Source organism: Rhodococcus sp. NPDC079359 (genome assembly GCF_040702585.1).
GTDB lineage: Bacteria > Actinomycetota > Actinomycetes > Mycobacteriales > Mycobacteriaceae > Rhodococcoides.
Map to the genome: position 1 here is coordinate 244,306 of NZ_JBFBLH010000006.1, position 11,730 is coordinate 256,035.

9 protein-coding genes are annotated in these 11,730 nt (G+C 64.4%); 5 read left to right on the top strand and 4 right to left on the bottom strand.

The genetic code is table 11. The features are described 5' to 3' along the window. The first annotated feature begins 45 nt into the window (after positions 1-45). The 3 genes from AB0362_RS16600 to AB0362_RS16610 are packed head-to-tail and all read left to right on the top strand — an operon-like array spanning position 46 to position 4,117. Complete coding sequence (locus AB0362_RS16600) at positions 46-900, top strand: MIP/aquaporin family protein (protein ID WP_032379865.1); 855 nt, start codon at positions 46-48, stop codon at positions 898-900. Beyond that, positions 897-2,414, top strand: coding sequence for a glycerol kinase GlpK (gene glpK, locus AB0362_RS16605; RefSeq protein ID WP_094687540.1), 1,518 nt, complete (start codon positions 897-899; stop codon positions 2,412-2,414). Before AB0362_RS16600 ends, glpK begins: the two co-directional genes overlap by 4 nt. Continuing rightward, a complete protein-coding gene (locus tag AB0362_RS16610) occupies positions 2,411-4,117 on the top strand; it encodes a glycerol-3-phosphate dehydrogenase/oxidase (RefSeq protein WP_094638844.1) in 1,707 nt (568 codons plus the stop codon). Before glpK ends, AB0362_RS16610 begins: the two co-directional genes overlap by 4 nt. 60 nt (positions 4,118-4,177) lie before the next feature. Here the strand turns inward: AB0362_RS16610 and glgX are convergent, their stop codons facing one another. Beyond that, the gene (glgX, locus tag AB0362_RS16615) at positions 4,178-6,220 is read right to left on the bottom strand and encodes a glycogen debranching protein GlgX (RefSeq protein WP_366235914.1); all 2,043 of its coding nucleotides are present in this window, start codon (positions 6,218-6,220) and stop codon (positions 4,178-4,180) included. A 122-nt stretch (positions 6,221-6,342) separates the two neighbouring features. On the opposite strand from glgX, the gene AB0362_RS16620 reads away from it, so the two are divergent. After that, positions 6,343-8,724 (top strand): ATP-binding protein, encoded by a 2,382-nt coding sequence (locus tag AB0362_RS16620; RefSeq protein ID WP_366235915.1) that lies wholly within the window; start codon positions 6,343-6,345, stop codon positions 8,722-8,724. On the opposite strand, the gene AB0362_RS16625 is transcribed toward AB0362_RS16620, so the two are convergent. Together AB0362_RS16625 and AB0362_RS16630 are read right to left on the bottom strand one after the other, a co-directional pair. Then, positions 8,718-9,104 carry a DUF5313 family protein gene (locus AB0362_RS16625; RefSeq protein ID WP_149407169.1) on the bottom strand — a complete coding sequence of 129 codons (387 nt, stop codon included), beginning with the start codon at positions 9,102-9,104 and terminating at the stop codon, positions 8,718-8,720. The genes AB0362_RS16620 and AB0362_RS16625 overlap by 7 nt on opposite strands. After that, a complete protein-coding gene (locus tag AB0362_RS16630; RefSeq protein ID WP_317784904.1) occupies positions 9,101-9,553 on the bottom strand; it encodes a MarR family transcriptional regulator in 453 nt (150 codons plus the stop codon). The genes AB0362_RS16625 and AB0362_RS16630 overlap by 4 nt, the downstream gene beginning before the upstream one ends. 245 nt (positions 9,554-9,798) lie before the next feature. Here AB0362_RS16630 and AB0362_RS16635 point away from each other — a divergent pair, with 245 nt between their 5' ends. Beyond that, positions 9,799-10,776 (top strand): alpha/beta hydrolase family protein, encoded by a 978-nt coding sequence (locus tag AB0362_RS16635; RefSeq protein WP_317784932.1) that lies wholly within the window; start codon positions 9,799-9,801, stop codon positions 10,774-10,776. Between the two features lie 2 nt (positions 10,777-10,778). Here AB0362_RS16635 and AB0362_RS16640 read toward each other — a convergent pair whose 3' ends face one another. Then, positions 10,779-11,729, bottom strand: coding sequence for a helix-turn-helix domain-containing protein (locus tag AB0362_RS16640; RefSeq protein WP_366235916.1), 951 nt, complete (start codon positions 11,727-11,729; stop codon positions 10,779-10,781). Between the last annotated feature and the right edge of the window lies 1 nt (position 11,730).

Consider the following 11,730-nt stretch of genomic DNA (forward strand, 5'->3'; position numbering starts at 1 on the left):
AGCACGCAATGTGGCGTGCATCACCAACTTTGCGGAGGCTACACAATGGCTCGTAAGGAACCGGAATGGGGACTACCGGCGCACATGGCTGCCGAGTTCGCCGGAACCATGATTCTCATTCTGTTCGGCGTCGGCGTCGTCGCGCAGGTCGTCTCGGGCGGTGAATCGGGAAGTCTCGGAGACCACGACTCGATCGCCTGGGCCTGGGGGCTCGGCGTGATGTTCGGCATCTACGTCGCGGGTCGGATCACCGGCGCGCACCTCAACCCCGCGGTCACGATCACGTTCGCACTCTTCCGCGGATTCAGCTGGAAGATGGTTGCGCCGTACATCCTCGCGCAGACCGCAGGTGCCTTCGTGGCCGCTCTGCTGGTGCGCTGGAACTACAACGACATGATCAACGCAGTGGACCCCGGGCACACCACCGCCACCCAGACGATCTTCTCGACGCTTCCCGGTAACGGAACTCTGCCGGTCAGCGTGTCCTCGGCACTGATCGACCAGATCATCGGTACCGCGATCCTGCTGTTCCTCATTGTGGCCGTGACCGATTCGCTCGGCACCGCGCCGATGGCCAACATGGCACCGCTGATCGTCGGCCTCATCGTCGTCGCCATCGGTTTCGCGTGGGCCACCAACGCCGGCTACGCGATCAATCCGGCCCGAGATTTCGGACCTCGCCTGGCGTCGTACATCACCGGATACGGTGGAGCCTGGCGAGATCAATACGGCGGCCTGTACTTCTGGGTCCCGATCGTCGGACCTCTCGTAGGCGGACCGATAGGAGTGTTCCTGTACGACCTGCTCATCGGAAAGAACCTACGCAAACAAGAAGGTTCGACGCCCGAGCCGCCATCACGACTCCCAGCAGACACCCAGACCACAGGAGAGAAGCCATGACCGAGTTCGCAGGAAAGTACGTCGCCGCGATCGATCAGGGAACCACGTCTTCACGCTGCATGATCTTCGATCACGCGGGCACCGTCGTCGCGGTCGATCAGAAGGAACACCAGCAGATCTTTCCGCAGGCCGGTTGGGTCGAGCACGACGCGTCGGAGATCTGGGACAACGTGCGCGCTGTTGCGGCCGGTGCCATGGCCGCAGCGGATCTGACGCGCGAGGACATCGCCGCCGTGGGTATCACCAACCAGCGCGAGACGGCGCTGGTGTGGGATCGCGCAACGGGCAAGCCGATCTACAACGCCATCGTCTGGCAGGACACCCGTACCGATCGCATCGCCACCGCGCTGGGCGGGGGCGATGCCAACAAGTACACCGCCAAGACCGGTCTGCCCCTGGCCACCTACTTCTCCGGCCCCAAGATCAAGTGGATCCTCGACAACGTCGACGGTGCACGGGCGAAAGCCGAAGCGGGAGAACTGTGTTTCGGGAACATGGACACCTGGGTGCTGTGGAACATGACCGGCGGTGTCGACGGCGGGTTGCATTACACCGATCCGACCAACGCCTCACGCACCCTTCTGATGGATCTCGACTCCCTGCAGTGGGACGAGAGCATCTGTGCAGACATGGGCATTCCGATGTCGATGCTGCCCGAGATCCGCTCGAGCTCCGAGGTGTACGGAACCGGCCGTGAGCGTGGACCGTTCAGTGGCGTGCCGATCGCCGGCATCCTCGGCGATCAGCAGGCGGCGACCTTCGGGCAGGCCTGCCTGTCTCCCGGTGAAGCCAAGAACACCTACGGCACAGGCAATTTCGTGCTTCTCAACACCGGTACCGAAAAGGTGATGAGCAAGAACGGTCTGTTGACCACGGTCTGCTACAAGATCGGCGACCAGCCGACGGTGTACGCGCTCGAAGGTTCCATCGCCGTGACGGGCTCGTTGGTGCAGTGGCTGCGCGACAACCTGGGCATGATCTCCTCGGCCGCGGACATCGAGACCGACGCACGGTCGGTGGACGACAACGGCGGTGCCTACTTCGTCCCCGCCTTCTCCGGTCTGTTCGCACCGCACTGGCGATCGGACGCCCGCGGTGCCATCGTGGGATTGACGCGCTTCGTCAACAAGGGCCACCTGGCGCGCGCCGTCCTCGAAGCCACCGCGTATCAGACGCGTGAGGTGATCGAGGCCATGAACGCCGACTCCGGCGTCGATCTCGAGGTGCTCAAGGTCGACGGCGGCATGGTGGTCAACGAACTGCTGATGCAGTTCCAGTCCGACATCCTGAACGTCGACGTGGTCCGTCCCGTCGTGGCCGAAACCACTGCTCTCGGAGCGGCTTACGCCGCCGGACTGGCCGTAGGCTATTGGGAGAGCGAAGACGACATTCGCCAGAACTGGGCCGAGGACAAGACATGGACCCCGTCCATGGACGAAGACCAGCGGGCGAAGTTGTACGCCGGCTGGAAGAAGGCAGTAACACGAACTCTCGATTGGGTTGATGAAGAATGAGTTCCACCACAACGGCCATGAGTCCTCAGGCACGCGCAGATGCGCTGGCGAGGATGGAAGCCGAAGAGCTCGACATTCTGGTGATCGGCGGCGGCGTCGTCGGTGCCGGAACTGCACTGGACGCCGTGACCCGCGGATTGAAAGTGGGTCTGCTGGAAGCGCGTGACTACGCGGCCGGCACGTCCAGCCGCTCGAGCAAGCTCTTTCACGGCGGTCTGCGCTACCTCGAGCAGTTCAACTTCGCGTTGGTGTTCGAGGCGCTCAAGGAGCGTTCGCTGGTACTGAACAAGCTGTGCCCGCACCTCGCTCGCCCGGTGCCGTTCATCTATCCGCTCGAGAAGGTGATCGACCGTCCGTACGTCGGGCTCGGCATCGGCGTGTACGACGTCATGGGTGCCGGACGCGGCGTCCCGAGTCATCACAAGCACCTCGGCAAGAAGAAGACGCTCGAGTCCTTCCCGTCGGGCAAGCGCTCGGCGATCCGCGGTGCGGTGAAATTCTACGAGGGCCAGGTCGACGACGCCCGGCACACGATGATGCTCGCTCGTACCGCGGCCGCCTACGGCGCATTGTGTGCCAACAGCACTCGCGTCACGGGCTTCCTTCGGGAGGACGACAAGGTCGTCGGCGTCGTGGCGAGCGACCTGGAAACGGGCCGTTCCTTCGAGGTGCGGGCCAAGCAGGTCATCAACGCCGCCGGGGTGTGGACCGACGAGGTGCAGCAGATGGTCGGTGGCCGTGGACAATTCCAGGTTCGCGCCTCCAAGGGGGTGCACCTGGTGGTGCCGCGCAACCGCATCAACAGTGCCACCGGCATCATCACGCGGACCGAGAAGAGTCTGCTGTTCGTCATCCCGTGGGGTAGTCATTGGATCATCGGGACCACCGATACCGACTGGAAGCTCGACCTGGCTCACCCGGCCGCGAGCCAGAGCGACATCGACTACATCCTGGGCCACGTGAACAAATTGCTCGCCGATCCGTTGGACCGCACCGACGTCGTCGGCGTGTACGCCGGACTGCGCCCGTTGCTGTTCGGCGAATCCGATTCCACCAGCACCCTGTCCCGGGAACATGCGGTGTCCAGCCCGGTCCGCGGACTGACGGTCATCGCCGGTGGCAAGTACACCACCTATCGCGTGATGGCCAAGGACGCAGTCGATTCCGCGGTGCACGGACTCGAACGCACGGTACCGAAGTGCGTCACCGAGGACATTCCGCTCGTCGGTGCGGACGGCTACCTCGGCGCGTTCAACTCCCGCGCTCTGACGGCCGAACGCACCGGTATGCGCGTCTCACGCGTCGAGCATCTGCTCGGCCGGTACGGCACTCTGATGGGTGAGCTGCTGGACTTGATCGACGCCGATCCAGAGCTCGGAAAGCCTCTCGAGAGTGCGCCGGAGTACTTGAAGGCAGAGGTGGTCTATGCGGCCAGTCACGAAGGCGCGCAGCATCTCGACGACATTCTGACCCGTCGGACCCGAATCTCGATCGAGGTTCCCGATCGTGGTGAAGCGGCGGCCATCGAGGTGGCTCGTCTGGTTGCACCCATCCTCGGGTGGGACGATCAGCATGTTGCCGAGGAAATCGAGCACTACCGGCTTCGCGTTCTGGCAGAACGCGATTCGCAGGAGCAGCCCGACGACGACACCGCCGATGCAGCTCGACTCGGAGCACCGGACGTGCGCGCCGGGGTGAGCTGAAACGAACAATGGCGGCAGTCCTCGTGACGAGGACTGCCGCCATTGTCGGCTGTTGCGGGGTCAGCCCTGCAGCAACGTGAACGAGTGTTCGCGAATCAGAATCGACGGCCCGCCTGCCTCGTATGCCTGATCGGGGTCGCTCGAGGTCGACTGAGTCCAATGTCCCTTCGGCAGAGTGAATTCCACGGTGCCGGGCGAGGCGTTGACCATCCACGCGAACGACGCATCGGACTCACCAGCGCGCATGAGGACCAGAATGCTGTGCGCATTGCCGTCCGACCAATCCTCGTCGGAGAGCTTCTCGCCGTCGGCGCGGTAGAAGTCGACGGTGTCCGGTCCGGCTCCTTCCTCGTCGGAATCGCTGTCGTGGCGGAACCACGTGGGGCGCAGAGCCGGGTGTTCGTCGCGTAGAGCGATCAAGTGGGTGGTGAAGTCGATGAGGTCCTGATCGGCTGTGCTCCAGTCGAACCAGGAGACCTCGTTGTCCTGGCAGTAGGCATTGTTGTTGCCGTTCTGTGTCCGGCCGAGCTCGTCGCCGCCGAGGATCATCGGCACGCCGGCCGAGAGCAACAGCGTCGCAAGGTGATTGCGCTGCTGGCGGGCCCGGAGTGCGTTGACGCCCTCGTCGTCGGTCGGGCCCTCGGCTCCGCAACCCCACGAACGGTTGTCGGACTCGCCGTCCTGACTGTCCTCGCCGTTCTCCTCGTTGTGCTTGTCGTCGTAGGAGTTCAAGTCGGCCAATGTGAAGCCGTCGTGTGCGGTGATGAAGTTGACGCTGGCCAACGTGGGACGACGAGTGCTCTCGTAGACGTCCGGGCTGCCGGTGACGCGCTGCGCCAGGGCCGGAAGCGCGCCGCTTTCGCCGCGCCAGAAGTCACGAACGTCGTCGCGGAACTTGCCGTTCCACTCCGACCAGCGGGCCGGGAAGCCGCCCACCTGGTAGCCCTGGGTGTCCCACGGTTCGGCGATGAGTTTGACAGGTGCGAGCGTCGGGTCCTGGTGTACCAGGCTCAGGAATGCGCTGTGCACGTTCAGGTCCGAGTCCTGACGCGTCAGCGTGCTGGCGAGGTCGAAGCGGAACCCGTCGACGTGCATCTCGGTCACCCAGTAGCGCAGCGAGTCCAGGATCAGTGCCAGGGCAGCGGGGTGGCCGACGTTGAGACTGTTGCCGGTGCCGGTGGTGTCGTAGTACGCGCTGCGGTCCTCGTCGACCAGACGGTAGTGCGAGCCGTTGTCGATTCCCTTGAGCGAGAGCGTCGGTCCGAGGTGATTGCCCTCGGCGGTGTGGTTGTAGACGACGTCGAGAATGACCTCGATGCCGTTCTCGTGCATGGCCTTGACCAATGTCTTGAACTCGTCCACCTGGCCGCCGGTGTCGCCGCTGCTGCTGTACTCGTTGTGCGGTGCGAAGAAGCCGATGGAGTTGTAGCCCCAGTAGTTCCGCCGCCCCTCCTCGAGCAGATGCGAGTCCTGAACGAACTGGTGGATGGGCAGCAACTCCACCGCGGTGACGCCGATGCGCTTGAGATGTGAGATCGCGGCGGGATGCGCCAGACCGGCGTAGGTACCCCGAATATCCTCGGGCACATCGGGATTGGTGGCAGTGAAGCCCTTGACGTGCACCTCGTAGACGACCGTGCGATCGAGTGGTGTGCGCGGTGACTCGTCGCCGGACCAATCGAAGTTCGACTCCACGGCAACGGAATACGGCATGTGGGGGGCCGAGTCCTCGTCGTTGCGGGTCTCCGGCTCGGCGTGGAGGTGGCTGAACACCGATTCGTTCCAGTCGACCTGACCGGTGATGGCGGTGGCATACGGGTCGAGGAGCAACTTCGCGGAGTTGTGCCGCAGCCCCGACGCGGGATCCCATGGACCGTCGACGCGCAGTCCGTAGCGTGTACCCGGCGTGACGTCGGGAACCAGATCGTGGAAGACGTGGCCGGTACGCAGCGTCAACGGTGTTGTACTGCGCTCTGTTCCGTCGTCGTTCAGCACGACCACGGACACCGAGTCCGCGGTTTCGGAGTAGACGGCAAGGTTGGCACCGTCGTTCGACAGACGCGAGACGCCCAAGGGATACGGGAGACTTGATGAGAGGGGCATGCTCGCGGCAGTACCCCCGTGGGGGATCAGCGAAACGCCTGCATACCGGTCGTTCGGCTAGTATCGATGCCGAGATCGCGCCCGCCGGACTGGAGCGGAACGACAGTACGAAGGACGAGGCGATGAATTCCCCACAACCCGATGGCAGTTCGGCCCAGCTGGACGAGCTGTTCCCGGGTGACAACGCCACCGACGCGCGATTCCGGGAACTGGACTGGGCGGCGACCGATCTGGGGCCGGTGGAGAGTTGGCCGCAGGAGTTGGTGACGGCCGTCCGCACCGTCATGCCGTCGACGATCCCGATGCTGATCTGGTGGGGCCCGCATCTGGTGCAGATCTTCAACCACACGTACACCGATTTTCTCGGGGACAAGTTTCCGCAGGCCGCAGGTCAGCGGGCCAGCGAGAGCTGGCCCGAGATATGGGACGACGTCGGCGTTCTCTGCGCCCACGTGGTCGAGGACCGCAAGCCCGTGCACGGCGTTCGGCAGCTGTTCGTCATGAATCGGTTCGGCTACCCCGAGGAGACGTACTGGACCTTCTCGTACAGCCCGATCTTCGGGGCCGGACGGACGGTACTCGGCGTGTTCGTCGCCACGACCGAGGTCACGATGCAGGTACTCGGCGAACGCCGCATGCACGCGCTGCTCGCCCTGGGCTCACTGACGGGTGACGGCGCCGAGGGGCCGGTAGGCATCTGCCGCGCCGCGGTCGAGACGCTGGGTGACGAGGCCCGCGAGTTTCCCCTCGTGGTGGCCTACCTGCGCCGCGACCTCGCCGAAGACGGGCAGCTCGATCACATCGCGACCTCGGGCGCACTCGGCTGCGACGACGCGACCTGGGACCTTGCCGACGTTCTCGACGTGTGCGACGGACGCGTTCCCTGTTCGACGGTCGAGATTGCCGGATCCGTCGCGCAGGCGGTCATCGTTCCGCTGACGCTCGCGGGACATGCTCAGCCCATCGGAGCCCTGTTGGTCGGAGTCGACGAATTTCGCGCCCGCGACGACTCCGTCGTGTCCTTCTCGATCGCGGTGGCCGAGCGGGTGTCCACGGCCCTGACCGCCTCGCATGCTTTCGAGATGGAAAGGCGACGCGTCGCGGCACTCGCCGAAGCGGACGAGGCGAAGACACGGCTGCTCGAGAACGTCGGACACGAGTTCCGCACGCCGCTGACCTTGCTCGCCGGCCCGTTGGATTCGGTGCGTGAGAGTGTCGACTCGACGCTGACCGACGTCGATCGTGAGTCCTTGGACGTCGTTCACCGCGCCTCGACTCGACTGCGTCGACTGGTCGACGATCTCCTGGACGTGGTCAGTGCCGATGCCGGTCAGCTGCGTCCCCGTCTCGAACCCACCGACCTCGGAGCGGTGACGCGCGACTGCGCGTCGCTGTTCGAGGCGGTGGCGTCGGGCAAGGGTCTCGAGCTCGTGGTCGACGTAGCCGACGATGTCGTCGTCCTCACCGACGGTGAGATGTGGACGAAGATCGTGTTCAACCTCGTCGCGAACGCCGTCAAATACACGCCGGTCGGTCGGATCTCCGTGCGCCTGCGTACCGACAGCGACGTGGTCCGCCTGGTCGTGGCCGATACCGGCCTCGGGATCCCCGCAGAGGACCTGCCGCTGATCTTCGATCGATTCCATCGAGTCGAACGATCGGGTGCCCACAGCATCGAAGGATCCGGTATCGGACTGGCGCTGGTATCGGACCTGCTCACCGTCTTGCGCGGCCGCATCGACGTCGAGAGCGAGGCGGGCCGTGGCAGTACCTTCACGGTCGTGGTTCCGCGCCTGCCCGCCGAGGCGGCTGCAGCCGTCGAACGGCCGGCCGCCCCCGCCGATTCGGTGTCGGCGATTTTCGCCGCGAGCGACTCGATGACGGTGACCACCGAGCGTGCGGACATTCTTCTCGTCGAGGACAACGTCGACATGCGTAACTACCTGGTGCGCCTGCTGACCGGCGAGGGCTGGTCCGTCACCACCGCGGGCGACATCGAGACCGCACTCGGCAGCGCTCGATCGACGATGCCTGGCCTCGTGCTCTCCGACGTTCTGCTGCCCGGACGCAGCGGTCTGGAACTCGTGGACGAGATCCGTCGCGACGACGCCTTGCAGCGGGTGCCGGTGATCCTGCTGACCGCGCGAGCGGGAACCGACTTCGTGCTCGACGGGCTCGGGCGCGGGGCCGACGACTACATCGTCAAACCGTTCCACGACCGAGAATTGGTGGCTCGAATTCGAGTGCACCTCGAACTCTCGCGCATGCGCGAACAACTGATCCAGGAAAGCGGCAACGAGGCCGCGACACTACGGACTGCACTCGACACCCGCGGATCCATCGGCCGAGCCGTCGGAATCCTGATGTCGGTGTACCGCATCGACGCAGACGCTGCCTTCACGCAGCTGACCGAGCTCTCGCAGAACACCAACCGCAAGACCCGCGACTTGGCGGCGATGATCGCCGACGATTTCACCGCCGGGCTCGACCGAGAGCGTCAGTGATTGCGGCGGTAGTTCTCTCGCTCGCGTTCCATCTCGGCCATCTTCTTCGGGCTCTTCAGATCGGCCGGTAGCCCGTGGATCTCGAGGCGTCGAGCGCGGTTCTGGTCCATGTAGGCGGCGGTGTAGAACAGCGCGAGCAGCAAACTGAGCAACACCATCGACGCGCGTAGCCAGATCGCTCCCGGAAACAGAACGAAGAATCCGATGAAGATCGGCAGGAACGGGATCATCGACCGCAGGATGTGACGTGGTGTCGCTCCTGGGCCGACGAGGTCGCGTCGAACCCAATCCTGCATGGAGTCAGGCAGTTTGCGGCCGAGGACGGCGTAGCCCAGCCACTGACCGAAGCGCGGGCGGGTGCGGGTAGAACGAGTGTTCACGACAGTGCTCCTGCTGCGATGGCCGCGTCGTTGACGCGGGTGAGGACGCGTCGTAGTTCGTCGAGTTCGGCGAGTGACGCTCCGAGTTTCGAAACGACGGTGGGTGGAATTTTCTCCGCTTTCTTGCGAAGCGCGGCCCCGGCCGGGGTGAGCGCGACGAGTAGAACGCGCTCGTCCTCGGCGCTTCGATTGCGGGTGAGCAACCCCATCGACTCCAGACGCTTGAGAAGCGGCGAGAGGGTGGGGGAGTCGAGTTGCAGGGCCGATCCGATGGATTTGACCGACATCGGCGATTCGCCCCACAGCGCCAGCATCACCAGATACTGCGGATGCGTCAGTCCCATCGGCTCGAGCAGTGGCCGATACACCGACAGCACGGCGCGGTTGGCGACGGCGAGCGCGAAGCAGACCTGGCGGTCGAGCGCGAGTGGATCTTCGGTGGTCGTCACGATGCCCAGGCTACCAGTATTGGTTAGTGCACTAACTATTAGTGAACGAAGCGATGCGGTGAAATTGGAACTGGATGCCCGAAAAGCGTTGCAAAGAAGGGTGAATGCTCGTGCAGTGATGTGTTGCCAGAGTCCCGGTCGGTCCGAATCGGGTGGATGTTCGTAGGGCGTTCCATCCGGTCGGTTGCTGTGCAATGCTCCATGCAATTCGCCGTTCCCCTGTGACAAATCCCGAGAGGATCGCCATGCGTCGTCGACGCATCTTCACCACGTTCGCCGTCGCCGCCGCGCTGTGCGTGTCCTCGGTCGGCATTGTCTCCGCCGATCCTGCCGTCTCGGCCGCCCGCATCGTCGATACCGTGATCGCGTCCGACACCCTGCGCACGCTGAGTGTGGAATCGCCTGCGATGGGGGCCGTTGTCGAGGTGCAGGTGCTGACTCCGGCAGCGAAGACCGGATCGCGGCCGACGTTGTACATGCTCAGCGGAATCGGCGAAGAGGATCCGAACAACAGCATGTGGCTCCGCAAGGGCGGAGCGGCCGAATTCTTCGCCGACAAGAACGTCAACGTCGTGCTACCGCTGGCCGGACCGGGCAGCTTCTACACCGACTGGCAACGGGACGATCCGAAACTCGGCCGCTATCAATGGGAAACGTTCCTGACCGAAGAGCTTCCTCCGCTGATCGACGCGTCTGTGGACGGCAACGGACGCAACGCGATTGCCGGACTGTCGATGGGGGCACAGTCGGCCATGATGCTGGCCGCACGTAATCCCGATGTCTACTCCGGGGTGGCGTCGTACAGCGGGTGTTTCGCCTCCTCGGAGCCCATGGGGCAGGCGAGTATCCGCGCGATCGTCGGAGCATTCGGCGGAAATGCCGACAACATGTGGGGCGGTCCTCTCGATCCTGCCTGGGCGCAACATGATTCGGTGGTCAATGCCGAAAGCCTGCGCGGCACCGACGTGTACGTGTCGGTGGGAACGGGAGCACCGGGTCGCCACGAAAGTTTCGACAGCGCGTCGGCGCTCGACGTGGTGGTGGTCGGTGGTCTCATCGAGGTGGGCGCGAACTACTGCACCCATCGACTTGCGGATCGACTGAGCCAGTTGAACATCCCCGCGACGTTCGACTTCACCGAGACCGGAACCCATTCGTGGCCTTACTGGGTGGAGCAACTGCCCAAGAGTTGGCCCACGCTGGCGGGATCGCTCGGGATCTGAGCTCACCCGCGGTTGGTGTCGCGAAAGTCCTTGGGGGTGCAGCCGAAGCGGGCCCGGAAGGCACGGCTGAAGTGCGCCGGGTCGGTGAATCCCCAGGACGCCGCCAGGGCTCCGATGGTGGTGCGGGAATTCTGGGGTTCGCACAGAGCGCGTTTGACGCCGTCGAGTCGCTGCATCCAGATCCATTCACTGGCGGTGCACGGTTCACCGGCGAACGCTCGATGCACCGTACTCAGCGACAAGTGCAGCGAGGCTGCCACTTCCGTCACGGTCAGATCCGGATCTCGCAGCCGCGCGGTCATCGCACGCTTGATTTCGCCCAGCCGTTCGGAGGCTGCGTAGGGTGCAGGCTTTTCGACACCGGTCAGCCCGACCAGGCCTGCGACCAGGATGTACTCGACGCTCTGCGACACGGCCTCGGCCGACGCGGTACTCATGTCGGCGTCGTCCATGATCGACGAGATCATGCTCACGAGCAGTTTCCCTGCGCCTTGCCGTCCGGACACCGCCCGCGCGGTCAGCGAACCCGTGTCCTGGACGAGCGTTCGCAGTGTTGCGCCGGGGAGCATCAGCACGTACTGGGCAAACGGGTCGTCGAAGCGAAGACTGTACGGCCGGGTGGTGTCGTAGAGCGCGAAGTCTCCCGGTTGCAGGACCGCCGTTCGGTCGTCCTGGACGACGAACCCGGTCCCCGACGTCTGGACGCTGACCAGGAAGTAGTCGTCACTGGTTCGGGAGATACCTGCGGGCGTTCGTAGGACGGTCTGAGCTGTCGCAGATACCCGCGACAATCCGAGGGTCGCAAGTCCGGTCGACTCGATATGCCCGGTGATGGCTGACGCGTTCTCTGGAATCGTGCACTCGAGATCGACGTACGTCCGACTCACCGCAGCGGTCCAGAAATCGACGCTGTCGGCCAGATCGACGGAGTCGGTGCGCAGCGGATCGGCCATG